Genomic DNA, 25,819 nt, shown 5'->3' with positions numbered 1-25,819 from the left:
GCGCCGCGCGTCGGTCGCCGTTGCCGTGAAGATCGCCCACTCGGTACTATGCGCTCCTTTTTCGCGCAGAAGGGGGCTGGGTGTGAGCGGGGCGGGCGACAGAACCACGGGGTGGAGACGCAGGCTGGCGACACTGGGAGGGTGCTCGATCCCTCTGGTGGTCATCGGCATCGTCGTCGGCAGCATCCTGGAAAGCGGCGGCTATCTGCCCGGAGACGGGGTCCGTACGGTGTGGAAGGCACCACGGGACCAGAGCGCGGCCGAGCACGGCAACGGCAGCTGGCTCACGGGTGACACCGTGGTCAGGATCCGGTACGACGCCGTCACCGCCTACGAGGTGGATGGCGGGAAGAAGCGGTGGAACCTCGCGGTTCCCGGCCGGGACGAGGTCTGTGCCGTCAGCCGCGCTACCGCCGACGGCACGGGGGTCATCGCGCACGGCGAGGAGGAGACCGGCTGCGACACCGTCACCGCGGTGGACCTCGCCACCGGCGAGGAGCGCTGGCACCGCACGCTGAAGGCGGAGCCGGGTGTGCTGGAGCAGGAAGCCGACATGGTCGCGATCGCCGGCGGAACGGTGGTCACCCACGACACCGGTGCCGTGCGTGCCTTCGACGCCCGCACCGGCGCGCCCCGCTGGCAGGTGGCCGCTCCCGAGGACTGCGCCCCGTGGGCCGTGCACGCCTCGGAGGAGCAGGCGTTCACCGTCCTCGGCTGTGAGTCCGGGCTCCGGCTCACCGCTCACCGGCTCGACGACGGCGAGCGGACCTGGACCAGCGAGCCGGGTGCCCGGTCCGACGGAACGTTCGTCCGCCTGCTGTCCGCCGACCCGCTGCTGCTGCAGGTCGAGGAGGACGCCGCACGCGGCATGCACGCCATCCTGTCGTACTCCCCGGAAGGGAAGGTGCGGGGACGGATCGCCCTGGAGCGCGGCTACGGGACGATCCAGTCGCGCGATGACGGGGATGCCTACGTCATGCTCGACGGTGAGCGGCTCATCGCCTGGACCCAGCAGCCGGGCGGCTACGGCACCCGGGACAAGCTCGCCGCCTTCGAGGTGAAGAGCGGGCGGCACCTGTGGACGGCCGGTTTCGAGGACGACGACGTACTGGCCGTACAGGCCCGCGACGGAAGTGTCAGCGCCGTGGTCGACCCCATCGGCAAGGGCAATACGGAGGAGGATCTCCACGTCTTCGACACCGAGGACGGCGAGGAGACCGATGTGCGCACCTTCCGCGACGACATGGAGACGCCTGACGGCACGACCTACCTGACCGGCGACGGCCGCCTCGTCGTGGTCGACGCTCCGGGCGAGGGCGGAGGTCACACGGTCGCCGTCTACGAGAACTGGTGAGATCGTCCCGCCCCGGCCCCGACGGGGGAGGCTCCTGCGGCGCGGCACGAGAGGTGCCGGGCGAAGAAGCGGGCGGTGATCCGCTCGGTCCTCACGGCCACCGCGTCCCAGCATCCCCATGTCCTGTCGGACTGCTGGTGGCGGAGTGGCGGATGGCGGAGCCCGCCTGGCAGGTCATCTTCGTCGAGTCGCAGCTGAGTCGGGCGGGCCGCATCCGGATGCGCCTGGTCCCGGAGAAGCACGAGGTACGCGCCCTCGAGAAATCATGGGAGGTCACCCGGATCGGGAACCCGCCGGAGCTCAAGATCTCAGGGGAGTACACGCGCGGGCCCGACAGAACCGTCTCCCGCCACTACACGGTCCAGCGCGGGGAGAACGGCGACCTCGAAGCGACGGAGACCTTCCGCTTCAGCGCGGCGGACCTGCGCAACCCCCTGCGGGACGCCGTCCTCACGTCGGGCTGGACCTGGCGCGGAGTGCTCGGCGAGCTGTGAGGCCCGCCTTCCGCGACGACGACGTCGAGATGTCCGACGGCACGGTCCGCGTGAGCGATGACGGTCGCCTCGTTGTGGTCGACGCGCCCGGTGAGGGCCGAGGTCACGCGGACGTCGTCTGCGGGACATGGTGAGGCCTCCTCGCCTCGGACGCCCGTCCGCCGGTCCGGGTGGGCTGTCGCGACGGGCCGTTCAGGCGGGGACGGACTCCGGGTCGGCCCCGTCGAAGGGCGGGTAGGTCTGGTTGCCCATCCGCTCAGCCGCGTCGATGTAGTCGGCAAGAGCGGTGCGGGACTGAGCGAGCGTGGCCATCTGATCGTCCAGTCGCTGCAGCCGTGACCGCATCGCGGCCAGCAATTCCGGACATCCGAGCAGCTCCGGGGTCTCTCCGACCGCACAGGGCAGCAGGTACGCGATGTCCTCGGAGGACAGTCCGGCACCGAGCAGGTGGCGGATCTGTCTCACCCGCAGTACGGCGCTCTCGTCATATGTGCGGTACCCGTTTGCGCCGCGGTCTGCCTCCAGCAGGCCCTGGGCCTCGTAGTAGCGCAACTGGTGGGCGTTGACGCCCGTCCGGCGACTCAGTTCCCCGATCCGCATCGTCCGCACCGTCCGCATGGAAACCTCGCTTGACCTTCACACCGGTATCAACGTTGACGATGCTGCCATGACCAACGAAACCGCTACACCCGTGACAGTCATCGGACTCGGGCTGATGGGCCAGGCACTCGCCGGGGCGTTTCTGAAAGCCGGGCATCGAACGACCGTGTGGAACCGCACGGCCTCCAAGGCCGACCGGCTGGTGGCCCAAGGGGCGCGGCCGGCGCCGACAGTCGGCGATGCGATCGAGGCAGGCTCCCTGACGATCATCTGCGTCACCGATTACGAGGCCGTGCGCGAGCTGCTCGGCGCGAAGGACGTCGACCTCGACGGTGCGACGTTGATCAACCTGACCTCGGGCGACTCGGCCCAGGCCCGAGCAACCGCCCGGTGGGCCGAACAGCGAGGCGCCCGCTACCTGGACGGCGCCGTCATGGCCATCCCGGCGACGATCGGCACCGCCGAGGCGGAGATTCTGCAGAGCGGACCGGAGGCGGACTTCGAAGCGCACAAGTCGGCACTCGCCGCGCTCGGTACCGTGACCTATCTGGGCGCGGACCATGGCCTGGCGTCCCTGTACGACGTGGCCGGTCTGACCATGATGTGGAGCGTCCTGAACGCCTGGCTGCACGGCACCGCTCTGCTCAGGACGGCCGGTGTCGACGCCGTGACGTATGCGCCGTTCGCGCGGCAGATCGCGGCCGGGGTGGCCGAGTGGCTGCCCGGGTACGCCGAGCAGATCGACAGCGGCTCCTTCCCGGCCGAGGTGTCGGCCCTGGAGACCGACGCGCGGGCCATGGCGCACCTCGTCGAGGAGAGCGAGGCGGTGGGCGTCAATGCCGAACTGCCGAGGCTGATCAAGGCGATGGCCGACCGGTCGATCGCCGCGGGACACGGCGGCGAGCAGTATCCGGTGCTGATCGAGGAGTTCAGCAGGCCAAGCACCGACTGACCGGCCCTGAGCCGCGGGTCGACCGGTCCGTCGTGCTTCAGGGACGGCCTCCTCGGCGTCGGTGCGGGCGTGCGCCGCGCGGCGCCGGGTGGCCTCTCGGCAGGAGCAGCGGCGTTGTATCGAGCGGGCCGGTTCCCGGGCCGCGTGGGCAAGTGAGCCGGTCTCCGTTCCCCCGCTTGCCTTCGAGCGCACTTGAAGCGCCAGGATGACGAGCGCGCACGGCAGGTTCCTTCCTGTCTGCGCGAGCCCCCTCCACTCGTCGGGAAGGACTGGACAATGTCCGATGTGCACTTTGCGCTGGGCACGATGGGCTTCGGCACCACGGTCGGCTTCGACGCGTCGTCACGTCTGCTCGACCGGTTCGTCGACGCCGGCGGGACGATGCTAGACACCGCCGACTGCTACGCCTTCTGGTCCGACCCGAGTGGTCGCGGCGGGCAGAGCGAGGAGCTCGTCGGGCGGTGGCTGGCCCGTCGGCCCGGTCGGCGCGAGCAGGTGTACATCAGCACCAAGGTGGGTGCCGAGCCGGTCGGTCCCGGTGACTGGCCGGCCAACCGGGAGGGGCTGTCGGCACCGGCGATCAGAGCCGGTGTCGAAGGCAGCCTGCGGCGGCTGGGTACCGATCGGATCGATCTGTACTGGGCTCACATGGAGGACCGGGGCGTCTCGCTGGACGAGTCCGTCGAGGCTTTCGGCGCGTTGGTCGCCGAGGGTGCCGTGGGACGGCTGGGGTGTTCCAACCACCCTGTGTGGCGGGTGGAGCGGGCCCGGCAGATCGCCCGCGAGACTGGGCGTGCGGGGTACACCGCACTTCAGTTGCGGCACTCCTACCTCCAGCCCCGTCCCGGCGTGCCGGTGCCCGGCGTCGACCACCGGTTCGCCTGGGTCACCGATGAGGTCGTCGACTATGTCGACAGCGAGCCGGAGCTGTCCCTGTGGGTGTACACCGCCCTGCTGAACGGCTTCTACGCCCGTTCGGACCGGCCGCTTCCCGAGGCTTACGAGCACCCCGGTACGTCACGGCGGCTGGCGGCTCTCGACAAGGTGGCCGGGGAGCTCGGGGTGAGCCGGAACCAGGTTGTCCTGGCCTGGCTGATCGGGGGGAAGCCGGGTGCCACTCCCATCGTCGGCGTCAGCACCCCCGGGCAGCTAGACGAGGCCCTCGCCGGGGCCCGCCTGCGGTTGCCCGACGAGCACCGGCGCCTGCTCGACGAGACCGTCTGACGCTCCGACGCGCCACTGTGGCCTGGGCGGCAACATCCTCAAGGAGCGGTTCCTGGAGACGGACGCCTTCGACGCCGTCTACCACGCGGCCTACAAGAAGCTGTACGAGCAGTTCTACGCCTCCGGGTACGCGCTCGACTCCCTCGCCGGACAGGCCGAGCAGTCGGGAGCCGACGCCTCCGCGATCGCCGACACGGTCAAGTCCCTGAGCGGCACGGTCACGGCTCGGACCGAGAGCCTCGCGGACAACGAGGTGATCACTGGCTGACCACTGACCGACATCGCGGAACCGGCGCAGCCCATGGTGCCGATGTCACGAGCCCAGCGACCGCTTCACCACACCCTCCAGATGCGCGCCGAAGACCTCACGGGCGTCGGGGGTCATGGTGCGCAGGGCCACCAGGGCGGTGATGACCACGTCGCACAGCTCGGACCGTACGTCGTCCCAGGTGTGGGTGGTGCCCTTGCGCGGGTTCTGGCCGGTCGCGCCGATCACCGCCTGGGCGACCTCGCCGACCTCCTCCGAGAGCTTCAGCACCCGGAGGAGCAGGGCGTCCTCGCGGTCGGCGGGGCGGTGCTCCTCCAGCCATGAGTGGAGGCGGGCTATGGACGTCCAGAGGTCGGGAGAACCGGAAGAGCCGGAAGAATCGAGAGGGCTGGAAGAGCCGGAAGAGCCGGAAGAGCCGAGAGGGTCTGGAGAGTCAGGAGAGTCAGGAAAGTCAGGCGAGTTGGGAGAGTTGGGTGAGTGGGGGAAGTCGGAGGAGAGGCGCTGAGGCCGGCTGCTGTCGCTCATGCGCCGCAGCCTGTCACGCTCGCTCAGCCCTCGGGCAGCGGATCCTGCTTCCCCGCCTTCTCCTCCGTCTCCTGTCGCACCCGTCTGTTCCGCGCCCCCACGACCAGCGACGTCACCGCCGCCGTCCCCGCGAGGGCCAGCGGCACCATCCAGCCGCGGTTGAGGGCGTGGCCGCTGGCGTGGTCCAGGGACAGCCGGCCGGGGCCCGTGACCGCGAGGCCGGTGGCGGTCAGGCCGAGCGCCGCCGCGTACTCGTAACCGCCCTCCTGGGCGAAGAACCCGTTGGGCATGTGCACCGCGGCGGCGCCCGCCATCGCGCCCGCGGCGGCCGCGCCGGCCGCGGGTGTCGCGAGGCCCAGCGCCAGCAGCGCGCCGCCGCCGGTCTCGGCGAGGCCCGCCGCCAGCGCGCTCTGCTTGCCCGGCTTGTAGCCGATGGACTCCATCCAGCCTCCCGTGCCTTCGAGGCCGTGCCCGCCGAACCAGCCGAAGAGTTTCTGTGTGCCGTGCGCCGCGAGGACGCCTCCCGTGCCGAGGCGGAGCAGCAGCAGTCCGAGATCGCGTCGGTCGAAGCAAGAGGTCACGGTGACTCCCGGGGCAGAGGGGATGAAGGCCTGCACTTCCTTCCCCCGCGTCTCCACCGTCCCACCGACCACCCCTCCGCGACCGTCCCGCGCGGCCGATCGGGTGGCTGGCCGGGTGGCTGGCCGGGTGGCCGGCCGGGTGAGTGCCTCGGCGGGCCTTCGGGTGGCGGGGCCCCGATGCCGATGTGAGGCTGACAGGCATGACGATCCAGGTGGCCAGACTGAGCGACCCCGCGGTGCGTGCCTTCGTCACCGCCGTGAACGCCCATGACCGCGAGGCGTTCAGGGCACTCCTCGCGCCCGGCGCGACCATGTCCGACGACGGTTCGGAACACGACCTCGACGACTGGACCGAGCGGGAGATCTTCGCCTCCCGCGGCCATATCCACGTGGACAAGGAGTCCCGGGGCGGTCGCGCCCTCATCGCCCGCTACCGCAACGACACCTGGGGCGAGATGCGCACCCGCTGGTACTTCACGGTCGGCGACGACGGCAGGATCTGCCGCTTCGAAACCGCCGGGGCCTGAGGGCCTGACCGCCTTGAGGGCCTGACAGCCTTACCTTGAGGGCCGGACCGCCTTGAATGCCTGACCGCCGTACGCCCCGCTGCCGCACATCGCGTCCGGTGCGCGGCAGCCGTTCCGCGGCCGGTGCACACCTCGCGGTCCCGAGCGAGGTCCGCCCCCGGTCCGGTCCGCGGAACGACTGCCGCCATCCCCCCTCGATGTGGTCCTCGTGCGATGGCTGTGCGGTGGCGACGCGACGGCGGAAGTGCGCCGCCCCAAGTGTGAAGCTCCGGTGGAGGGATGTTGAGCATAAGTCCCTCACGTGCCGGAATGGCGCGGAGTTGAGCATTCCTCTTGTGTAGGTTGAAACGGACACGACCGATCGGTCACATCCGGGCTAACCCCGTCCCACATACGGCATCGTCGTGGCCAGAACCGTAGTGAACTGGACATTCGCCTCCAGCGGCAGCTCCGCCATGTGCCGCACCGTGCGCGCCACGTCCGCCACATCCATCACCGGCTCCGCCGCCAGCTGCCCGTTCGCCTGGAGCACGCCCCGCTGCATCCGCTCGGTCATGTCCGTCGCCGCGTTGCCGATGTCGATCTGGCCGACGGCGATGCCGTACGGACGGCCGTCCAGCGACAGGGACTTGGTGAGGCCGGTCAGCGCGTGTTTGGTCGCCGTGTACGCCACCGAGTGCGGGCGGGGGGTGTGCGCCGAGATCGAGCCGTTGTTGATGATCCGGCCGCCCTGCGGTTCCTGTTCCTTCATCTGCCGGTACGCCGCCTGCGCGCACAGGAACGCCCCGTTGAGGTTGGTGTCCACCACGTGCCGCCAGGCCGCGTAGTCCAGCTCCTCCACCGGGACGCCGCCCGGTCCGAACGTGCCCGCGTTGTTGAACAGGAAGTCCAGCCGCCCGAAACGGTTCCGCACGGCGGTGAACAGGGCGGCCACCTCCTCCGGGCGCGTCACGTCCGTGGGTACGCACAACGCCCGGGACGCCGCGTGCCCCTCCGCCGTCTCCGCCAGCCGCTCCGCGCGCCGGCCGGCGAGCGCCACCGACCAGCCCGCGTCGAGCAGTTCGCGCGCCACGGCGCGGCCGATACCGGAACCCGCGCCCGTCACGGCCGCGATCTTGGGTTGTGCAGTCCGCATGTCGTCCATGGGGCCGCAGCGTAGGCGAGACCACGCCATCCGGAACTCATGTGGCCGCCATCTGACTGTTGTGTACGCGACAGCCTGGCGTCGACCCTGGCCCTTCCAATGCGTCGTACAACCACCATCACGGGAGGGCCAGATGACACCCGCAGCCCAACAGCCGTCTCAGCCGTCGCACGCCTTTGCACCCGGCCGCATCTCCCAGCACGACGCCGAACTCCGGGCCGTCGCCCGCCACTTCGGCCGTCGCCGGTTCCTCACCACCACCGGTGCCGCCGCCGCGCTCGCCTTCGCCGTGAACCTCCCGGCCGTCGGTGCCGCGAGCGCCGCCGAACTGGACGCGGCCCAGATCACCGAGGACCCGTTCACGCTCGGCGTGGCCTCCGGTGACCCGCTGCCCGACTCGGTGCTCCTGTGGACGCGACTCGCCCCGAAGCCGTACCAGGCCGACAGCGGACTGCCGGCCCAGCGGATCAGCGTGCAGTGGGAGGTCGCCCGCGACGAGCGCTTCCGGCGGGTGGTGAGACGCGGCACCGCCACCGCCCACCCCGAGTTCCACCACACCGTGCACGTCGAGGTCGGGCACCTGGACGCCGGGCGCGCGTACTACTACCGCTTCCGCGTCGGTCGCTTCGTCAGCGACACCGGCCGTACGCGCACCGCCCCGGCCCAGGGGAGCCGCGCCTCCGCCCTCACCCTCGCGGCCGTCTCCTGCCAGGCGTACCACGACGGGTACTACACGGCGTACCGGCACCTCGCGCAGGACGACGTGGACGTGGTCTTCCACCTCGGGGACTACCTGTACGAGTACGCCGTCAGCGCGGTCGGCGGCTACCGCAACTACACCGACCGCACCCTCCCCGACTTCTTCAACAAGGAGACGGTGACCCTGGAGGACTACCGCCTGCGGTACGCCCTCTACAAGACGGACCCCGACCTGCGGGCCGCGCACGCCGCGCACCCCTTCGTCGTCACCTGGGACGACCACGAGACCGAGAACAACTACGCGGGCGACATCCCCGAGAACTCCGTGCCGCCGGAGGAGTTCCTGCTGCGCCGCGCCGCCGCCTACCGCGCGTACTGGGAGAACCAGCCGCTGCGCACCCCGCAGCGCCCCGACGGGTCCGACATGCAGCTCTACCGCCGCCTGCACTGGGGCCGGCTCGCGCAGTTCGACATCCTCGACACCCGTCAGTACCGCTCCGACCAGGCGTACGGCGACGGCTGGCAGTACTCCGGGCCCGAGTCCGAGGACCCCTCGCGCACCATGACCGGCGCCACGCAGGAGCGGTGGCTGCTGAACGGCTGGCGGAAGTCCCGCGCGGTGTGGAACGTCGTCCCGCAGCAGGTCACCTTCTCCGAGCGGCGCAACGCCACCGGTGACACCTACAAGCTGTCGATGGACTCCTGGGACGGCTACCCGGCCTCGCGCGAGCGGATCCTCGCCGGTGCGGACGCCGCCGGGATCGAGAACCTGATGGTCCTGACCGGCGACGTCCACGTCCACTACGCGTTCGACATCAAGCGCGACTTCGCCGATCAGTCGTCGCGGACCGTCGGCACGGAGATCGTCACCACGTCGATCAGCAGCGGCCGGGACGGCTCCGACAAGCCGGCCAACTGGGACACGTACATGACCGCCAACCCGCACATGAAGTTCTACAACGGGCGGCGCGGCTATGTGACCGTCGCCCTCGGCGCGGACGAGGCCCGCGCCGACTTCAAGACGGTGCCGGCGGTGACGACGCCGGGTGCGGCGATCACCACCGCGGCGTCGTTCGTCACCGAGGCGGGGAACCCGGGGCTCGAGCCGGCGTGACCCCCCTGCCGAAGCGGCCTGGCGTCACTCCTCGCCGGGGTAGCGGACACCGACGCGCGACCGTATCGCGTCGAGTGTCCGCATCACGGCGAGGGTGCCGTCCAGGGGGACGAGCGGGGACTCGGTCTCGCCGGCCCGCAGCGCGCGCATGACCTCCAGGGCCTCGTGCTTGAGGCTGTTGCGCGGGCCGGCGGCCGGGTCCGCCTTGAAGGTCTCCGGCTCGCGCCCGTCGCGGTGCAGCACGAAGTGCTCAGGGAAGAAGAAGCCGTACGGCACGTCGATGCGGCCGTGCGAGCCCGTGATGTACGCGGACGTGGACGTGCCGCCGACGATGGAGCAGTGCAGCTGGGCGAGAGCACCGTTCTCCCAGGAGAGCAGTGCCCCCGTCTGGAGATCGACGCCCTCCTCCGAGAGCGTCGCTCGCGCCGTCACGTCCGCGGGCTCGCCGAGCAGCAACTGCGCGAACGACACCGGGTAGACCCCGAGGTCGAGCAGCGCGCCGCCGCCCTGGGCCGGGTCGCGCAGCCGGTGCGAGGGAGGGAAGGAGCCCGCGAGCCCGAAGTCCGCCTGGACGGTGCGCACTTCACCGATCGCACCGTCCCGCACCAGGTCGGCCAGCCGCCGGACCAGCGGGTTGCAGTACATCCACATGGCCTCCATCAGGAAGCCGCCGTGCTGCCGGGCGAGCGCGACCAGTTCCTCCGCCTCGCGCGCGTTCAGGGTGAACGGTTTCTCCAGGAGTACGTTCCGCCCGGCCTCCAGGCACAGTCCGGCCGCCGCCCGGTGCGCCGCGTGCGGGGTGGCGACGTACACCACGTCCACGTCCTCGTCGGCGGCGAGGGAGGCCCAGTCGCCGTACGCACGCGGTATGCCGAACCGTTCGGCGAACGCCTTCGCCGAGTCCATGCTGCGCGAGGCGACGGCCACGACCTCCGCGTCCGGCAGGTCCACCAGGTCCGCCGTGAATGTCGCGGCGATCCCGCCGGTCGCCAGAATTCCCCACCGCACGCGTTCGCCGACCGGCCCGCTCATGCCCACCCCTGTGTCCCCTGTCTCCCCTGGAGCGCCTCTGACGCACGTATTTCCGTGATGGATCACGTAGTTCGAACTGAGAGCATAGGTGGCGGACCGATCTCAGAGGGAGGGGCTCATGCCCGAGCGTGGCCGTACCACGCGGGACCAGGCACGTCAGGAAGATCCGAAGCAGCACATATCGAACACCACCAAAGACACACGGGACAGCAGAGACACGCGGGGCAGCGCAGACACACGGACGCCGGCCGGTGACCGCGCTCTGCGGGCCTCGCGCCGCACCGGTCTCCTCGTCACCCTCGTCCTGGGCGGCCTCACCGCCACGCCCCCGCTGGCGATGGACATGTACCTCCCGGCCCTGCCGGAGGTCACCGAGGCGCTGAGCGCGCCCGCCGCGACGGTGCAGCTCACCCTCACCGCCTGCCTGCTGGGCATGGCGCTCGGGCAGCTCGTCGTCGGGCCGATGAGCGACCGGTGGGGACGCCGCCGGCCGCTGCTCGCCGGGCTCGCCGTCTACGTCGTCGCCACCGCGCTGTGCGCCGTCGCGCCGACCGTCGAGACACTCGTCGCCCTCCGGCTGGTGCAGGGGCTCGCGGGAGCGGCCGGGATCGTGATCGCCCGGGCCGTCGTCCGCGATCTGTACGACGGCGTGGCGATGGCCCGCTTCTTCTCCACCCTCATGCTCATCTCCGGCGTCGCGCCGATCGTCGCGCCGCTCATCGGCGGGCAGATCCTGCGCGCGACGGACTGGCGGGGCGTGTTCGTCGTCCTCGTCGTGCTGGGTGTCGCGCTCACCGCGGTCGTCTGGGCACGGCTCCCGGAGACGCTCCCGCCCGCCGAACGGCACGCGGGCGGCGTCGGCGAGACCCTGCGCGCGATGCGCGGGCTGCTCGCCGACCGGGTCTTCACCGGGTACATGCTCGCGGGCGGGTTCACGTTCGCCACGCTGTTCGCCTACGTATCGGCAAGCCCGTTCGTCGTACAGGAGATTTTCGGGGCCTCTCCGCAGACGTTCAGCCTGCTGTTCGGGGTGAACTCGGTCGGGCTGGTGATCGCCGGCCAGGTCAACGGCCGGATCCTCGTCGGCCGCGTCAGCCTGGAACGGGTGCTCGCCGTCGGCCTCGGCGTCGTCACGGTGGCCGCGGTCGCGTTGCTCCTGATGACCACCGGAGTCCTCGGCGAGGTGGGCCTCGTGCCGGTGTCCGCCGCGCTGTTCGTGCTGATGTCGGCGATGGGCATCACCCTGCCCAACATGCAGACGCTCGCCCTGCTGCGCGTCCGGCACGCGGCCGGGTCCGCGTCCGCGCTGCTCGGCACGTCGTCGTTCCTCATCGGCGCGGTCGCCTCGCCCCTCGTCGGGATCGCGGGCGAGGACACCGCCGTCCCGATGGCCGTCGTCCAGCTGGCCGCGGTACTGGTCGCCGTCGGCTGCTTCGTGGCACTGTGCCGTCCCTGGAAGAACCGTGCGGCCTTGGAGGAGGGAGCGGGGAGCTGAGCGCACCACCGCGACTGCGCACCGGCAGCCCGGAACAGGCCGGACTCGACGCCGTTCACCTGCGGGCACTCGTACGCGAGGTGCGGGCCCGCACGGCGGGACGGAGCCCGTGGGCCGCGGGCGCCGTCGTGGTCGCCGGGCGCGGGCCGGTCGTCGCGGTGGAGGAGGCGATGGGCTGGGCGGTCGGCTACGCGTCGTACGACGAGACGACGGGCCGGGGCGTCGAACTGCCGCCGGGCGACCGCGTGCCCGCCACCCCCGCCACGCCCTTCGACCTGGCCTCGCTCACCAAGCTGTTCACCACGGTCGCGGCGGTGCAGCAGCTGGAGCGCGGCACGCTCGGCGTCGACGCGCGGGTGGGGACGTATCTGCCGGAGTTCCGGGCGGCCGCCGAGCACGGCATCACCGTACGGCAGCTCCTCACCCACACCTCCGGGCTGCGGCCCGAACTCCCGCTCTACGAGTGCGCGTCGGACGCCTCCCGGCTCGCCCTGCTGCGCGCCGAGGCGCCGACGGCGCGGCCGGGCACGGCGCGCCGCTACTCCGACCTGAACATGCTGCTGCTCCAGCACCTGCTGGAGCGCGTCACCGGCCGCACCCTGGACGGCCTCGTGCGCGACGGCATCACCCGCCCGCTCGGCATGACGGCGACGGGCTTCGGGCCCTGCCCGGGCGCGGCGGCCACGGAGGACCAGCGGCGGCCGTGGGCGAAGGCGGACCGGGGCATGCTGCGCGGCGAGGTGCACGACGAGAACGCGTGGGCGCTCGGCGGGGTGGCCGGTCACGCGGGCCTGTTCGCCACCGCCCGGGACCTCGCGGTGTTCTGCCGGACACTGCTGTCCGGCGGCTCGTACGGTGCGGCCCGCATCCTCGGCCCCGGCTTCGTCGAGCTGATGTTCACCCCGCCGGGCCTCGGGTTCCTGCTCGACCGGCCCCGGTTCATGGGCGAGCTGGCGGGCCGCGGCGCGGCGGGCCACACCGGTTTCACGGGAACGTCCCTGGTCCTGGACCCGGCGACGGACACGTTCCTGGTGCTGCTGGCCAACGCGGTGCACCCCCGGCGCCGGCCGGTCCCGGACCACGGGCCGCGCGCGGCGGCGGCGACACGGCTGGCGCGCGCGGTGCGCGGGAGCTGAGGGAGCGGTCGGCGCGGGCGGTGCGCGGAAGCTGAGAGAATCGACGGGTGACCACCCCCGTTTCCCCTGCTCAGACCGCCGAGACCCTGCGTGACGCCCTCGCCGGGCTGCTCGACGGGCTGCCGCCGAAGGCCGCCGCGCAGGCCGTCGAGCGGCTGATCGCCAACTACCGGGGACGGACGCCGACGGACGCGCCCGTGCTACGGGACCGCTCCGACGTGGTCGCCTATGCCGCGTACCGGATGCCGGCCACGTTCGAGGCGGTGCGCTCGGCGCTCGCGGCCTTCGCGGACGCGGTGCCCGGCTGGGTGCCGGGCAGCCACGTGGACGTCGGGGGCGGCACCGGCGCGGCGACCTGGGCCGTCGGCGCCACCTGGGCGGGACGGCGGCCGGTGACCGTGCTGGACTGGGCGGAACCCGCGCTCGCGCTCGGCCGGGAGATCGCCGCCGCCCACCCGGACCTGAGGGCCGTGGAGTGGAAGCGGGCCCGGATCGGAGCGGCGCTCGACCTCGGCGGTCCGGACACCGACACCCTCGTGACCGTCTCCTACGTCCTCAACGAGCTGACCGACGCCGACCGCGCCTCGGTGGTGGACGCCGCAGCGGCCGCGGGCCGGGCCGTGGTGATCGTGGAGCCGGGCACCCCCGACGGCTACGCCCGCGTCATCGAGGCCCGCGACCGGCTGATCGGCGCCGGGTTCCACGTCGCGGCGCCCTGCCCGCACAGCGCCACCTGCCCGATAGTGCCCGGCGAGGACTGGTGCCACTTCTCCGCGCGGGTGAGCCGCTCCTCCCTGCACCGCCAGGTCAAGGGCGGTTCCCTGGCGTACGAGGACGAGAAGTTCGCCTACGTCGCCGCCACCCGCTTCCCGCCCGCCCCGGCCGCGTCCCGCATCGTGCGCAGGCCCCAGATCCGCAAGGGCCAGGTCCTCCTCGACCTGTGCGAGACCGAACCGTCCCTGCGCCGCGCCACGGTCACCAAGCGCCACGGACCGCTCTACCGGGCGGCCCGTGACGCGGACTGGGGGGACGCGTGGCCCCCGGCGACGGACGAGTGACCGTCACGTGGTTCCGGTACGGCGGCCCTCCTGCAGCTTGCGCAGCAGCTCGCGTTTCTGGGCGGCCGGGTCCTGGCCGCCGCCGATGCCGGCGCCCCGGTTGCCGCCGCGCATGGCCTTGCGGCCGAGGTTCCTGCGCGTACCGCCGACACCCAGCATGTTTCCGGCTCCGCCTCGGGGCATGGTGTGCTCCTTCTCGTCTCTGAGTCCCCCCAGCTGCGTGACGATACGTACCGTCTCGCTTGCTTGCCCGTACAGGGTCAGGCGAGACGCACCGTCTTGTCAACTGATAAATTGAGGAACATGGTTCAGAAGCCCGCCCCCGACGCCGCCCGGCGCAGTGAGAAGTCCCGCCGCGCGATCTACGACGCCGCCCTCGCCCTCGTCACGGAGGTCGGCTACCCGAAGACGACCATCGAGGGCATCGCCGCCCGCGCCGGGGTCGGCAAGCAGACGATCTACCGGTGGTGGTCCTCCAAGGCCGATGTGCTGCTGGAGGCCTTCCTCGACCTCGGCGCGCAGGCGAGCGAGCAGGCCGCCGAGGCCGCGGCCGGACGTGGCGGGGAGCAGTCGCTGGAGCACGGGCTGCCGGACACCGGAGACCTCGCGGCCGACCTCAAGTACGTACTGCGGGCGACCGTCGACGAACTGCTGGACCCGAAGTTCGAGGCGCCCTACCGGGCCCTGGCCGCCGAGGGCGTCGCCGACGAGAAGGTCAGCACCGAGTTCGTCGCCCGGCTGCTCGAACCCGGCCTCCAGCTGTATGTGCGGAGGCTGGAGACGGCACAGGAGGCCGGTGACATCCGGCCCGGGATCGACCTGCGCATCGCGCTCGAACTCTTCGTCTCCCCGCTCGCCCAGCGCTGGCTCCAGCGCACCGGCCCCATCTCCCATGAGTACACGGACGCCCTCGTCGACTACGCGCTGCACGGACTGGCGCCCCGCTGATCGCCGCCACTCTGTGCGACCGCTCCATGCCTCCGTGCGACCGGTGTGCGTCAGGTGTGACCAAGGTGACCGTGGATACCCGCAACGGTGCGGCAAATGCCGCCAAAGCGCTCAATAGCCCTTGATCGCTGCCTGGGCGGCGGCACCGCCCCACCCACCCCGGACGCGGTCTCCGGTCACCGGGAGCGCAGGATGGTGGGACCATGAGGCATGCTGTCCGCACCACAGCGAGGCGAGGGGATACATGAGCGCTGAGTTCGGCCGCCGCCCTGGCGGGCAGGGCAGGATCTCCCAGTGGCTGCGCGGTCGCCGCCTCAAGCAGGACGCCGGGGACGGCGGACGTGAGGCCCTGCTGCTGGCCACCGCCGCCGCGGGACTGCCGCTCGCGCCCGCCGCGCACCCCGTCGACGGCTACCGCTGTTCCTGCGACCGCGTCGGCTGTCCGACGCCCGCCCGCCACCCCGTCTCCTTCGCCTGGCAGACGCAGTCCACGACCGACCGCGCCCAGATCGAACGATGGGCCCGCCACCAGCCGCAGGCCAACTTCATCACCGCGACCGGCATGGTGCACGACGTCCTCGACGTCCCCCTCGAAGCCGGGTACGAGGCCCTGGAGCGGCTCCTCGCCGCCGGGATCGACGTCGGCCCGGTCGCCGAGACCGGCGACGGCCGCATGCTGTTCTTCACCCTCACCCGCGGCACCCCCGAGGACGAGGACGAGTGGTGGCCCTGCGAGCTGGACTGCCACCCCGAGACGATGGACGAGCACCCCGGACTGCGCTGGCACTGCCGGGGTTCGTACGTCCTCGTACCGCCGGCCCGGCTGCCGGGCGATCTCGGGGTCCGGTGGGTGCGCGGCCCCGAACACCCGCTGCCGGACCCGCTCAGCCTGCTGGAGATCCTCACCGACACCTGCTCCCGGTACGCGGGCGAGGACGCGGACCACTCCTCGGCGGCCTGGCCGCTGCGGGGCTGAGGAACCCGCAGCGCCTGCCTACTCGCCCTTCGCGGCGACGAGCCCGTCCACGCGGCTCAGGAACCGCACCTGCTGGTCCGACGCCGTCCGTGCCGGGTCGAGCACCGCCTGGTTGGAGACGCGCTCCAGCGTCAGCGAGGACTTCACGTCGCCGGTCAGCAGCGCCTGTACGTTCGCGTTCGAGACGGGGATGTCGACCCCCTGGTGGGCGGTCTGCTTCTCGTAGTGGCGCGTGGCGAAGAAGACCAGCGCCCCGCCGTCCTTCGTCCGCAGCCCCACCGGGGCGTACGCGCCGCCCGTGAGCGGCTCGTCGATGTACTGCCGGGCGAGCCCCGGTTTGCTCTCGTTCTTTCTCCGTTCCGTCCGCCACTCGGAGGTGTACCTCCCGGGTGCGAAGGCCCCGCCCGCGGAGTCGCCGTCGTCGGCGGAGTCCATGTACTCGACGTACGCCTTCCCGAGCTTGCCCGGGGCCACCGCGAGCGCCGCGTCGTCGGCGGTGACCGGCTGCGCGTTCCCGTCCTCGTCCTTCTCGAACTCCGGTATGTCGTCGGTGCTCAGGATCGTCAGATACGACACCGCCCACACGTCGTCGGCGCTCGCCCGCGTGAACACCAGCAGCCAGCGGGCGTCCTCCGCGCCCTTGTTGGAGTCCGCGTCGGCGACGAACCAGCGCGGCCAGCCCGCCTTCTCCGGGATGGTGAACTCGGCGTCGGTCAGCTCCAGCGGCGCGTGGGACGCGTTGCCGTCCGGGCTGACCTTGCTGCCCGCCTTCAGCTTGGCGCTGTCGATGGCGGCGAGCGCGCCGGCCACCCGCTCGGCGTCCAGGGACTGGTCGAACGCCTTGTCGGCCTTGTTGTACGCGGTGGTGAAGTCCTTCAGCGCACGGGCGGCCTCGGCCTGCGTCGCCGCAGGAACGATCTCCCGCTCGCCGTGCACGACCACACAGCCGCTCGCCGTCAACGACAGAACGGTCACCGATGCGGTCACCAGGGCGAAACGTCCGAACCGCCCGCTGAGAACCCCGCGATCCCTGCTCATCAGGCTCCTTCACCTTCCCCTTCCCGGAGGCGAACCCTACCGGGGGAAGGAGAGGCGCGAGTGCCGGGACCGGGTGAAGCGGCCACACCGTGACCTCGGTGACCTCAGTCGCGTCTCGGGGTGATGAGGACCTCCCCGGTCCGGGGGTGCGGGAACACCTCCACGGGCTGGCGGTACACCTCGGACAGCAGCCCGTCCGTGAACACCCCCTCCGGCGGGCCCTCGGCCGCGATCCGGCCCGCGTGCAGGACCGCCACCCGGTGCGCGTACGCCGCGGCGAGCCCCAGGTCGTGCAGCACCACGACCACCGCGTCCCCGGCACGCGCCCGTTCCCGGCACACCCGCAGCACCAGCTCCTGGTGGCGCAGGTCCAGGGCGGCGGTCGGCTCGTCGAGCAGCAGCAGCGGCGCCCGCTGGGCCAGCACCCGGGCCAGCGCCACCCGGGCGCGCTCACCGCCGCTGAGCGCGGAGAAGGGGCGGGCCCCGAACGCCGTGACCTCGGTGGCGGCCATGGCCTCGGCCACGGCCCGGTCGTCCTCGTCGCCGGCGCCCGGCCGGTGCGCCCAGGGCGCCCGGCCCATCCGTACGACCTCCTCGACCGTGAACGGGAACGCCAGGGACGCCGACTGGGGCAGTACGGCGCGGCGCAGGGCGAGGTCGGGCGCGGACCAGCCGTCGGCCGGGCGGCCGTGGACGCGTACGGTCCCGGCGGTGGCCGGCAGATCCGCGGCCAGGGCGCTCAGCAGGGTCGACTTGCCCGCGCCGTTGGGCCCGACGAGCGCCAGGACCTCGCCCGCGCGCGCGACGACGTCGACACCGCGCAGCACCTCGCGGGAGCCGAGGCGGACGTGCAGGCCCTCGGCCTCGGCGAGCACCTCGCCGGGCGCGGCGGCCGGGGGCGGGGTGGCGGTACGCCCCCGCAGACGCAGTGACTTCATGCCCAGCCTCCCTGCTTGCGGCGGGTCCTGCGCAGCAGCCAGAAGAAGAAGGGGCTGCCGATGAGCGCGGTCAGTACGCCGAGCGGCAGTTCGGCCGGCTCGGCGAGGGTACGGGTGGCGAGGTCGGCCGCGAGCAGCACGACGGCCCCGCCGAGCGCGCTGCCCGGGATCAGGAACCGGTGCCCGGGCCCGGCCGCCATGCGCAGCAGATGCGGCACGACCAGCCCGACGAAGCCGATGATCCCGGAGACGCTGACGGCGGCCGCGGTCAGCAGCGCGATCACGAGGACCAGCACCAGCCGCAGCCGCTCCACGTCCACACCGAGGTGCCGGGCGGGCCGCTCGCCGAGGGAGAGCAGGTCCAGCTTGCGGGCGTACAGCGGGGCGACGGCGAGTCCGACGGCCGCGCACGGCAGGACCGCCAGCACCTTCGGCCAGGTGGACTGGGCGAGCGAGCCGAGCTGCCAGAAGGTGATCTGGTTCACCGCCGCGGTGTCCGCGAAGAAGATGAACAGGCCGATCAGGGCGCCCGCGAAGGCGTTCACGGCGATGCCGGTGAGGATGAGCGTCACGACCTCCGTACGGCCCCCGGACCGCGACATCGCGTACACCAGCAGCACGGTGGCGAGCCCGGCGAGGAACGCGAGCACGGAGACGGTCCAGTTGCCGAGGAAGGTGAGCCCCAGCGAGATGGACGCGACCGCACCGACCGCCGCACCGGAGGAGACGCCGATGACGCCCGGCTCGGCCAGCGGGTTGGCGAACACGCCCTGCATCAGCGCGCCCGCGCAGCCCAGTGAGGCGCCGACGAGGAGGGCGAGCACGATGCGCGGGAACCGTACGTTCCACAGCACCGACTCCGCCACGCGGTCCAGCGCCGCCCCGCCGAGGCCCAGCCGGTGGGTCACGGAGGACAGGACGTCCCCCGTGGGGATCGGGTAGGCCCCGAGCCCGGCGGCCACGGGCACGAGCACGAGGAGCGCGGCGACGAGACCGGCGGTGAGGAGGAGGGGCGTGGCACGCCGTGCCCCGGGTTTCGCGCGCTCCGCGTGCTCCGCGGTGTGCGCGTCCTCCGCCGGTCCGTCCGGCCCGACGGGGTCGGCCGGCTTGTCCAGTACGGTCATTCGGCTTCCTGACAGGTGGTGTCGCGGGTGTGGTGTTGAATGCGCGGGTGACTGGTTACGACGTGCTGCGGGTGTTCTGCGGTCCCCGCGGCGGACACGGCAACGAACTCGGTGTCGTCCGCGAGGGCTCGGTGCTGCCGGACCCCGCCGACCGGCAGGAGTTCGCCGCCAAACTGGGCTTCAGCGAGACCGTGTTCGTGGACGACCCCGAGCGCGGGGTCGTCGACATCTACACCCCGACGCTCCGGCTGCCGTTCGCCGGGCACCCCTGTGTGGGCACGGCCTGGCTGCTCGACGTCCCGGAACTGGTCACGCCCGCAGGCGTCGTCGGCGCCCGGCAGGACGGCGAGTTCAGCTGGATCGAGGCCCGCCCGGAGTGGGCGCCGCCGCGCACCCTGCGCCGGTACGGCTCGGCGGCCGAGGTGGACGCGCTGCCGGTGCCCCCGCCCGGCGAGTGGATCTACGCGTGGGCCTGGGAGGACGAGGCGGCGGGCCGGGTCCGCGCCCGGGCGTTCCCCGGCCGCATCGATGAGCGCGGCGACAGCCGCTCCGGTGGAGCCGGTGCTTGCACCGGGGGGATCGACGAGGACGAGGCGACGGGCGCGGCGGCCCTGCTGCTCACCGCCCGGCTGGGCCGCGCCCTGAACATCCGGCAGGGCGCGGGCTCCCAGATCCTCACCGCACCGCAGCCGGGGGGCTGGGTGGAGGTGGGCGGACGGGTCGTCCTCGAACGCTGAGCGTGACCGCCGGGAGGCTCACGCGCTCAGCGGGAACTCCTCGCCCAGCGCCCGGAACACGGCGGTGTTCAGCGCGAACGCCTGCTTGCACTCCGCCACGATCCGCTGCTTCTCCAGGTCGTCCGCGGGCACCCGGTCGAGGAGCTCGCGGTAGGTGCGCTTGAACGCGGCCGGGTTGGCGATGCCCTCGAACACGTAGAAGCGCACGCCGTCGCCCTTCCTGGCGAAGCCCCACGTCCGCTCCGCCTTGTCGCGGATGATCTGGCCGCCGGAGAGATCGCCGAGGTAACGGGTGTAGTGGTGGGCGACGTACCCGCCCGGCCAGGTGCGTGCGCACTCGGCGACCCGGTCCGCGTACGCCCGCGTCGCCGGCAGCGCGGCCGGTGTCGACCGCCACCCGGGCCCCCGCAGATGCTCCAGGTCCCGCTCCAGCGCGGCGAGGCGCATCAGTTCGGGCCGGATGAACGGCCCCGCGACCGGGTCGTTCTCCAGACCGCGCGCCCCGCTCTCCAGCGCCGCGTACACGAACCACAGCTGCTCCGTGTAACGGGCGTACGCCTCCACGCCCAGTCTGCCGCCGAGCAGATCGCCCATGAACGTCGTGGTCTCCGCCTCCGTGTGCTGTTCGTGGGACGCGGTGCGGATGAGAGTCGAGAACGTCGTGACGGGCGTGTCCAGGTGCATGCAGACCTCCAAGCCGGAAGAGCGACGAGAGCCACTGGCATCTTCTATGGTTAGGCTTACCTAAGTCAACGCCTTCCCGACGCTCTGTCGGTAAAAGACGCTACCCGGAATCGGTCCTTCGCGCACGGAAAAAGCCCGCTCTCTTGACAGAGCGGGCTCGGATCCGGTAATGGCGCGGACGGTCGGCGGCTACGGCAGTGTGAGGATCTCCGCCCCCGTGTCCGTCACGACCAGCGTGTGCTCGAACTGGGCCGTCCGCTTGCGGTCCTTGGTCACGACCGTCCAGCCGTCGTCCCACATGTCGTACTCGTGCGTGCCCAGCGTGAGCATCGGCTCGATGGTGAAGGTCATCCCGGGCTTGATCACGGTCGTGGCGTGCGGGCTGTCGTAGTGCGGGATGATCAGGCCCGAGTGGAACGACGAGTTGATGCCGTGCCCCGTGAAGTCCCGCACGACCCCGTACCCGAAGCGCTTGGCGTACGACTCGATGACGCGACCGATGATGTTGATCTGCCGGCCCGGCCTGACCGCCTTGATGGCGCGGTTCAGGGACTCGCGGGTGCGCTCGACCAGCAGCCGCGACTCCTCGTCGACGTCCCCGACGAGATAGGTGGCGTTGTTGTCGCCGTGCACGCCGCCGATGTACGCCGTCACGTCGAGGTTGATGATGTCGCCGTCGCGCAGCACCGTGGAGTCGGGGATGCCGTGGCAGATGACCTCGTTGACCGACGTGCACAGCGACTTGGGGAAGTTGCGGTAGCCGAGCGTCGACGGGTAGGCGCCGTGGTCGCACATGTACTCGTGCGCGACCCGGTCGAGTTCGTCCGTGGTCACACCCGGGGCGATCAGCTTGGCGGCCTCGGCCATCGCCTGCGCGGCGATCCGCCCGGCGATCCGCATCGCCTCGATCGTCTCCGGGGTCTGCACCTCCGGTCCGGTGTACGGCGTGGGAGCGGGCTTGCCCACGTACTCGGGCCTGCGGATGTGTCCCGGAACGGTACGGGTGGGGGAGAGCTTCCCCGGTGCGAGCAGCGACTGGCCAGACATGTAGCGAGTTTAACCAGCGGGTGTGGGGGACCATGTTCCTGGCGACTGGAGCGACTGGCGGAAGGAGCGGTGGGCATGGCCCTGTTCAGGAAGCGCAAGGCCGGCAAGCCGGGCGAGTGGTACTACTGCCTGGAGCACGGGAAGGTCGAGGAGGGCCCCGAGTGCCCGGGCAAGGACCGTATGGGCCCGTACACGTCCCCGGAGGAGGCCGCCCACGCGATCGACATCGCGCGTGAGCGCAACGACGAGTGGGAGACGGACCCGCGCTGGCACGACCGCCGGCGGCAGGAGGGCGACTGAGCGTCGCTCCCGGGCGCGCTACCAGCGTGTGGGCGGCGGGGACGTCAGCTGGTCCGCCAGCCGGGACAGCCGGTCCCGCAGCCGGCGCCGGCCCCGTGGCGCGGGCAGGGAGTTCTCGCCCGCCGCCGCGCTCACCAGGTGCTGCACCGTGTCCAGGTCCGGTCCGGCGTCCGGCGGCACCGTCAGCGACTCGTGCGCCGCCGTGCCCAGGTCCCGGTCGCCGCTGCCGAGCGCGAGCACCGTCGCGCCGGCCCGCCGGGCGTCGTGCACCCGCTCCAGCAGCGCCTCGCCCGGTGCAGCCGGGGACACCACGAGCAGCGTCTCGCCCCGCCGGGCGGCCGCCACGCGGTCCAGTCCCACCGCGAGGTGCGGCGGATCGGAGGGCAGCGCCCTGTGCCGTACGAGCGTCGGGGCGAGTTCCGGGGTGCCGGACCAGGCCGCCTCGTCGACGAGGTGCGCGGCCAGGTGCCACGGCTCGTACTCGGCCGTGCCCACCAGCAGCAGCCCGCCGCCGTACGACGCGACGGACCCGCGGAGCGCCCCCGCGAACCGCCGGGTGGCCGCCGGCCACTCGGTCCCGGAGAGCACGTCGCGCAACAGGGCGACCCGTACGGCATCCATGCGGCGCATACTGCCTCAACCGGACACTCGTGACCCGGAGTTCACCGCGAATTCGCCCGGCCGGGGCAGAGGGGCCCCTCGACCGTGTTCCCGCACGCCGAGGAGAGCCGCATGACCGAGATCGAGACCAGTGTTCCCTTCCGTGCCGGGCAGGAGGGGTACGCGAGCTTCCGTATCCCGGCCGTCGTCGCCACACGGTCCGGCACCCTGCTCGCCCTCTGCGAGGGGCGGGTCGACTCGCGCGACGACCACGGCCACATCGATATCGTGCTGAAGCGGTCCACGGACGGCGGCCGCACCTGGGGCCCGCTCGAGGTCGCCGCACGCAACGGCGACGATCTCGCGGGCAACCCGGCCCCCGTCGTCCTCGACACCGGCCGCGTCCTGCTCGTCCACGTCCGCAACGCGGCCGCCGCCACCGAGACCGCCATCCGCCGCGGCGAGGTGAGCGCCGCCGACGGGCGCCGGGTGTGGGTGCGGCACAGCGACGACGAGGGGGCCACCTGGTCCGCCCCGAGGGAGATCACCGCGGACGTCAAGCGGTCGTCCTGGCGGTGGTACGCCACCACGCCCGGCCACGCCCTCCAGCTGCGCACCGGCCGGGTCGTCGTACCCGCCAACCACTCCCTGCCGCCCACCGGCACGGACGACGGCACCGAGGGCCGGTACAACGGCGGCCACTGCCTGCTCAGTGACGACCGCGGGGAGACCTGGCGCATCGGGTACGCCGACGACGACACCGACGGCTACGTCAACGTCAACGAGACCACCGCGGCCGAACTCCCCGACGGCCGCGTCTACCTCAACACCCGCAACGACTCCCCGTCCCCCGGCACCCGCGCCGACGCCCACTCGCGGGACGGCGGCGCGAGCCTGGTCAAGCCCTTCCGGCCGCAGGCGGGCCTGACCGGACCCGTCGTCGAGGGCAGCGTCCTCCAGCTCCGCGACCCGGACCTGCTGCTGTACTCCGGCCCCGCCGACCCCGGCGCCCGGGCCCTGATGACGATCCGCGCCAGCACCGACCACGGCACCACCTGGCGGCCGGTCCACACCGTGGACGGGCTGCCCGCCGCGTACTCCGACCTCGTCCGCGTCGACGACGCCACCGTCGGCCTGCTGTACGAGACGGGCGACTTCAGCGCGTACGAGACGATCACCTTCCGCCGGATCCCCGTGACGGCACTCACCCGAACCGGACACCCGGCGCCACGGTCCGCGCACGTAGAGTCGGCCCATGACCTCTACTGAGAGCACTGAGAGCAGCGACAGCAGCGCACAGACGCCCGCCAAGGCCCCCGCCAAGGACCCCTGGGACCTGCCCGACGTGTCCGGGCTCGTCGTCGGCGTGCTCGGCGGCACCGGACCGCAGGGCAAGGGCCTCGCGTACCGCCTCGCCCGGGCCGGCCAGAAGGTGATCATCGGTTCCCGCGCCGCCGAGCGGGCGCAGGCAGCCGCCGAGGAGCTCGGGCACGGCGTCGAGGGCGCCGACAACGCCGAGACCGCGCGCCGCAGCGACATCGTGATCGTGGCGGTGCCGTGGGAGGGGCACGGGAAGACCCTGGAGTCCCTGCGCGAGGAGCTGACCGGCAAGCTCGTCGTCGACTGCGTCAACCCGCTCGGCTTCGACAAGAAGGGCGCCTACGCGCTGAAGCCGGAGGAGGGCAGCGCCGCCGAGCAGGCCGCCGCGCTGCTGCCGGACTCCCGGGTCACGGCCGCCTTCCACCACCTCTCCGCCGTCCTCCTCCAGGACCCGGAGACCGACGAGATCGACACCGACGTGATGGTCCTCGGCGAGGTCCGCGCCGACGTGGAGATCGTGCAGGCGCTGGCCGGCCGCATCCCCGGCATGCGCGGCATCTTCGCCGGGCGGCTGCGCAACGCCCACCAGGTCGAGGCCCTGGTCGCCAACCTCATCTCGGTGAACCGGCGCTACAAGGCCCACGCGGGGCTGCGGCTCACCGACGTGTGAGCGACACCCGACCGGTGTGCGAGGCGAACCGGGGCATGGGGGACACTGGAGGCCGTACCACTACGTCCGACCGTTCCGTCCCCCGCCGGGACGGTGTCGATAGGAGCCGCCTCCCATGCCCCGCCTCGCCCTGTACACCCTGGTCGTCTGCCTGCTCTCCGTGGCCGCCGCCGTGGTCTCGTTCGTCCAGGGCAGCTGGCTCGGCATCGTGTGGGTGCTGCTCGCGGGCCTGTCGTCCAACATGACCTGGTACTACGTACGCCAGGCGAAGGCGCGCAAGGCCGCGGCCCAGGGCTGATCCGGGAGAGCTACAGGCCTACGGTGCAGACGCCGCTGTCCTCCTGCCAGAAGCGGTACAGGTTCCGGCCGCAGTAGCTCTCCAGCTCGCTGACGCCGAGACCGCGCAGGATCGCGTCGACCGCGTCGAAGAACACGGCGTTCACCGCCGGGATCCACAGCACCGCGAACACCAGCAGCAGTCCGAACGGGGCCAGCGGCTCCATCTGCCGCCGCGCGTTGTACGACAGCCAGGGCTCGATCACCCCGTACCCGTCCAGGCCCGGCACCGGCAGGAAGTTCAGGATCGCGGCCGTGACCTGGAGCAGCGCCAGGAACGCCAGCGCGAACCGGAAGCCGAACGGCACGCCGTCCAGCGCGCCCAGCCAGAAGGGCGCCGTGCAGACCACGGCGAACAGCACGTTCGTCAGCGGGCCCGCCGCCGAGATCAGGCTGTGCTTCCACCGGCCCCGGATCCGGCCGCGCTCGATGAACACCGCACCGCCCGGCAGACCGATCCCGCCCATGATCACGAAGAGGACGGGGAGGATGACGCTCAGCAGCGCGTGCGTGTACTTCAGCGGGTTGAGCGTCAGGTAGCCCTTGGCCCCGATCGAGATGTCCCCGCTGTGCAGCGCCGTGCGCGCGTGCGCGTACTCGTGCAGGCAGAGGGAGACGATCCACGCGGACGTCACGAACAGGAAGACGGCGACCCCGGGCTCCTCGGCGAAGCCGGTCCAGGTGGCCCAGCCCGTGACCGCCATGACGGCGACGATGCCGAGGAAGACCGGGCTGATCCTCCGGTCGCTCCGGCGGGACATGGCGGTGGTCATGGGAGGGCTCCTGGTATGGGGTGTGGAATGCGCGCGGGCGGGTCGACCGTACTCGGTGGTGTGGGGGGAACGTCCTGCGGAGGGCCCGAGGTTCCTGGTAGTCGATACCCTGTAATCGAGTCGGC

General features: G+C 72.1%; 29 protein-coding genes. 16 read left to right on the top strand and 13 right to left on the bottom strand.

Annotation, left to right across the window (positions count from 1 at the left end):
* The first annotated feature begins 157 nt into the window (after positions 1 to 157).
* The gene (locus IE242_RS15865; protein WP_189859611.1) at positions 158 to 1,354 is read left to right on the top strand and encodes an outer membrane protein assembly factor BamB family protein; all 1,197 of its coding nucleotides are present in this window, start codon (positions 158 to 160) and stop codon (positions 1,352 to 1,354) included.
* A 152-nt stretch (positions 1,355 to 1,506) separates the two neighbouring features.
* The gene (locus IE242_RS15860; RefSeq protein WP_189859610.1) at positions 1,507 to 1,848 is read left to right on the top strand and encodes a hypothetical protein; all 342 of its coding nucleotides are present in this window, start codon (positions 1,507 to 1,509) and stop codon (positions 1,846 to 1,848) included.
* A 192-nt stretch (positions 1,849 to 2,040) separates the two neighbouring features.
* Here IE242_RS15860 and IE242_RS15855 read toward each other — a convergent pair whose 3' ends face one another.
* Positions 2,041 to 2,448 carry a MerR family transcriptional regulator gene (locus IE242_RS15855; protein ID WP_189859609.1) on the bottom strand — a complete coding sequence of 136 codons (408 nt, stop codon included), beginning with the start codon at positions 2,446 to 2,448 and terminating at the stop codon, positions 2,041 to 2,043.
* A 67-nt stretch (positions 2,449 to 2,515) separates the two neighbouring features.
* On the opposite strand from IE242_RS15855, the gene IE242_RS15850 reads away from it, so the two are divergent.
* Positions 2,516 to 3,400: an NAD(P)-dependent oxidoreductase gene (locus IE242_RS15850; protein WP_189859608.1), complete on the top strand. Its 885-nt coding sequence runs from the start codon at positions 2,516 to 2,518 to the stop codon at positions 3,398 to 3,400.
* A 276-nt stretch (positions 3,401 to 3,676) separates the two neighbouring features.
* On the top strand, positions 3,677 to 4,624 hold the full coding sequence (locus IE242_RS15845; protein ID WP_189859607.1) for an aldo/keto reductase: 948 nt from the start codon (positions 3,677 to 3,679) through the stop codon (positions 4,622 to 4,624).
* Positions 4,625 to 4,937: 313 nt separating this feature from the next.
* On the opposite strand, the gene IE242_RS15840 is transcribed toward IE242_RS15845, so the two are convergent.
* Positions 4,938 to 5,231 carry a MazG-like family protein gene (locus tag IE242_RS15840; RefSeq protein ID WP_189859964.1) on the bottom strand — a complete coding sequence of 98 codons (294 nt, stop codon included), beginning with the start codon at positions 5,229 to 5,231 and terminating at the stop codon, positions 4,938 to 4,940.
* 209 nt (positions 5,232 to 5,440) lie between these two features.
* Positions 5,441 to 5,998 carry a DoxX family protein gene (locus tag IE242_RS15835; protein WP_229858963.1) on the bottom strand — a complete coding sequence of 186 codons (558 nt, stop codon included), beginning with the start codon at positions 5,996 to 5,998 and terminating at the stop codon, positions 5,441 to 5,443.
* Positions 5,999 to 6,198: 200 nt separating this feature from the next.
* On the opposite strand from IE242_RS15835, the gene IE242_RS15830 reads away from it, so the two are divergent.
* On the top strand, positions 6,199 to 6,525 hold the full coding sequence (locus IE242_RS15830) for a nuclear transport factor 2 family protein (RefSeq protein WP_189859605.1): 327 nt from the start codon (positions 6,199 to 6,201) through the stop codon (positions 6,523 to 6,525).
* Positions 6,526 to 6,901: 376 nt separating this feature from the next.
* Here the strand turns inward: IE242_RS15830 and IE242_RS15825 are convergent, their stop codons facing one another.
* Positions 6,902 to 7,660 (bottom strand): SDR family oxidoreductase, encoded by a 759-nt coding sequence (locus IE242_RS15825; protein WP_189859603.1) that lies wholly within the window; start codon positions 7,658 to 7,660, stop codon positions 6,902 to 6,904.
* A 142-nt stretch (positions 7,661 to 7,802) separates the two neighbouring features.
* On the opposite strand from IE242_RS15825, the gene IE242_RS15820 reads away from it, so the two are divergent.
* Positions 7,803 to 9,482, top strand: coding sequence for an alkaline phosphatase D family protein (locus IE242_RS15820; RefSeq protein ID WP_189859602.1), 1,680 nt, complete (start codon positions 7,803 to 7,805; stop codon positions 9,480 to 9,482).
* A gap of 24 nt (positions 9,483 to 9,506) precedes the next feature.
* On the opposite strand, the gene IE242_RS15815 is transcribed toward IE242_RS15820, so the two are convergent.
* Positions 9,507 to 10,514: a Gfo/Idh/MocA family protein gene (locus tag IE242_RS15815; RefSeq protein WP_189859600.1), complete on the bottom strand. Its 1,008-nt coding sequence runs from the start codon at positions 10,512 to 10,514 to the stop codon at positions 9,507 to 9,509.
* 118 nt (positions 10,515 to 10,632) lie between these two features.
* On the opposite strand from IE242_RS15815, the gene IE242_RS15810 reads away from it, so the two are divergent.
* From IE242_RS15810 to IE242_RS15800, 3 genes are read left to right on the top strand one after another with little or no spacing between them, the layout of a single operon-like run.
* On the top strand, positions 10,633 to 12,009 hold the full coding sequence (locus IE242_RS15810; protein WP_189859598.1) for a multidrug effflux MFS transporter: 1,377 nt from the start codon (positions 10,633 to 10,635) through the stop codon (positions 12,007 to 12,009).
* On the top strand, positions 11,958 to 13,145 hold the full coding sequence (locus IE242_RS15805) for a serine hydrolase domain-containing protein (RefSeq protein WP_189859596.1): 1,188 nt from the start codon (positions 11,958 to 11,960) through the stop codon (positions 13,143 to 13,145). The genes IE242_RS15810 and IE242_RS15805 overlap by 52 nt, the downstream gene beginning before the upstream one ends.
* 47 nt (positions 13,146 to 13,192) lie before the next feature.
* Complete coding sequence (locus tag IE242_RS15800) at positions 13,193 to 14,203, top strand: small ribosomal subunit Rsm22 family protein (RefSeq protein ID WP_189859595.1); 1,011 nt, start codon at positions 13,193 to 13,195, stop codon at positions 14,201 to 14,203.
* A 3-nt stretch (positions 14,204 to 14,206) separates the two neighbouring features.
* On the opposite strand, the gene IE242_RS15795 is transcribed toward IE242_RS15800, so the two are convergent.
* A complete protein-coding gene (locus tag IE242_RS15795; protein ID WP_189859593.1) occupies positions 14,207 to 14,386 on the bottom strand; it encodes a DUF6243 family protein in 180 nt (59 codons plus the stop codon).
* Positions 14,387 to 14,506: 120 nt separating this feature from the next.
* Between IE242_RS15795 and IE242_RS15790 the strand changes: the two genes are divergently transcribed.
* Both IE242_RS15790 and IE242_RS15785 read left to right on the top strand, forming a co-directional pair.
* Complete coding sequence (locus IE242_RS15790) at positions 14,507 to 15,151, top strand: TetR/AcrR family transcriptional regulator (RefSeq protein WP_189859591.1); 645 nt, start codon at positions 14,507 to 14,509, stop codon at positions 15,149 to 15,151.
* Positions 15,152 to 15,395: 244 nt separating this feature from the next.
* On the top strand, positions 15,396 to 16,127 hold the full coding sequence (locus tag IE242_RS15785) for a bifunctional DNA primase/polymerase (RefSeq protein ID WP_189859589.1): 732 nt from the start codon (positions 15,396 to 15,398) through the stop codon (positions 16,125 to 16,127).
* An 18-nt stretch (positions 16,128 to 16,145) separates the two neighbouring features.
* Here the strand turns inward: IE242_RS15785 and IE242_RS15780 are convergent, their stop codons facing one another.
* From IE242_RS15780 to IE242_RS15770, 3 genes are all read right to left on the bottom strand, one after another.
* Complete coding sequence (locus tag IE242_RS15780) at positions 16,146 to 17,165, bottom strand: SCO2278 family lipoprotein (RefSeq protein WP_189859587.1); 1,020 nt, start codon at positions 17,163 to 17,165, stop codon at positions 16,146 to 16,148.
* 104 nt (positions 17,166 to 17,269) lie between these two features.
* The gene (locus tag IE242_RS15775; protein WP_189859585.1) at positions 17,270 to 18,103 is read right to left on the bottom strand and encodes a heme ABC transporter ATP-binding protein; all 834 of its coding nucleotides are present in this window, start codon (positions 18,101 to 18,103) and stop codon (positions 17,270 to 17,272) included.
* On the bottom strand, positions 18,100 to 19,227 hold the full coding sequence (locus IE242_RS15770; protein ID WP_189859583.1) for a FecCD family ABC transporter permease: 1,128 nt from the start codon (positions 19,225 to 19,227) through the stop codon (positions 18,100 to 18,102). The genes IE242_RS15775 and IE242_RS15770 overlap by 4 nt, the downstream gene beginning before the upstream one ends.
* Positions 19,228 to 19,274: 47 nt before the next feature.
* Between IE242_RS15770 and IE242_RS15765 the strand changes: the two genes are divergently transcribed.
* On the top strand, positions 19,275 to 19,964 hold the full coding sequence (locus IE242_RS15765; protein ID WP_189859581.1) for a PhzF family phenazine biosynthesis protein: 690 nt from the start codon (positions 19,275 to 19,277) through the stop codon (positions 19,962 to 19,964).
* An 18-nt stretch (positions 19,965 to 19,982) separates the two neighbouring features.
* On the opposite strand, the gene IE242_RS15760 is transcribed toward IE242_RS15765, so the two are convergent.
* Both IE242_RS15760 and map read right to left on the bottom strand, forming a co-directional pair.
* On the bottom strand, positions 19,983 to 20,648 hold the full coding sequence (locus IE242_RS15760; RefSeq protein WP_189859580.1) for a biliverdin-producing heme oxygenase: 666 nt from the start codon (positions 20,646 to 20,648) through the stop codon (positions 19,983 to 19,985).
* A 189-nt stretch (positions 20,649 to 20,837) separates the two neighbouring features.
* Positions 20,838 to 21,695 (bottom strand): type I methionyl aminopeptidase, encoded by an 858-nt coding sequence (gene map / locus IE242_RS15755; RefSeq protein ID WP_189859578.1) that lies wholly within the window; start codon positions 21,693 to 21,695, stop codon positions 20,838 to 20,840.
* A 75-nt stretch (positions 21,696 to 21,770) separates the two neighbouring features.
* Between map and IE242_RS15750 the strand changes: the two genes are divergently transcribed.
* Positions 21,771 to 21,995: a hypothetical protein gene (locus IE242_RS15750; RefSeq protein WP_189859576.1), complete on the top strand. Its 225-nt coding sequence runs from the start codon at positions 21,771 to 21,773 to the stop codon at positions 21,993 to 21,995.
* Positions 21,996 to 22,013: 18 nt separating this feature from the next.
* On the opposite strand, the gene IE242_RS15745 is transcribed toward IE242_RS15750, so the two are convergent.
* Positions 22,014 to 22,616 (bottom strand): hypothetical protein, encoded by a 603-nt coding sequence (locus IE242_RS15745; RefSeq protein ID WP_189859574.1) that lies wholly within the window; start codon positions 22,614 to 22,616, stop codon positions 22,014 to 22,016.
* Positions 22,617 to 22,727: 111 nt separating this feature from the next.
* Here IE242_RS15745 and IE242_RS15740 point away from each other — a divergent pair, with 111 nt between their 5' ends.
* The 3 genes from IE242_RS15740 (at position 22,728) to IE242_RS15730 (ending at position 24,883) form a co-directional block, all read left to right on the top strand.
* Complete coding sequence (locus tag IE242_RS15740) at positions 22,728 to 23,864, top strand: sialidase family protein (RefSeq protein ID WP_189859573.1); 1,137 nt, start codon at positions 22,728 to 22,730, stop codon at positions 23,862 to 23,864.
* Positions 23,851 to 24,585 (top strand): NADPH-dependent F420 reductase, encoded by a 735-nt coding sequence (gene npdG / locus IE242_RS15735; RefSeq protein WP_189859571.1) that lies wholly within the window; start codon positions 23,851 to 23,853, stop codon positions 24,583 to 24,585. Before IE242_RS15740 ends, npdG begins: the two co-directional genes overlap by 14 nt.
* 115 nt (positions 24,586 to 24,700) lie before the next feature.
* The gene (locus IE242_RS15730; protein WP_189859569.1) at positions 24,701 to 24,883 is read left to right on the top strand and encodes a hypothetical protein; all 183 of its coding nucleotides are present in this window, start codon (positions 24,701 to 24,703) and stop codon (positions 24,881 to 24,883) included.
* Between the two features lie 10 nt (positions 24,884 to 24,893).
* Here the strand turns inward: IE242_RS15730 and IE242_RS15725 are convergent, their stop codons facing one another.
* Positions 24,894 to 25,694 (bottom strand): site-2 protease family protein, encoded by an 801-nt coding sequence (locus tag IE242_RS15725; RefSeq protein ID WP_189859567.1) that lies wholly within the window; start codon positions 25,692 to 25,694, stop codon positions 24,894 to 24,896.
* Between the last annotated feature and the right edge of the window lie 125 nt (positions 25,695 to 25,819).

The sequence above is a fragment of the Streptomyces poonensis genome (genome assembly GCF_014650915.1).
Taxonomy (GTDB): domain Bacteria; phylum Actinomycetota; class Actinomycetes; order Streptomycetales; family Streptomycetaceae; genus Streptomyces; species Streptomyces poonensis.
The sequence above is the reverse complement of the archived record's forward strand: the minus strand, read 5'-3'. Positions and strand labels throughout refer to the sequence as shown.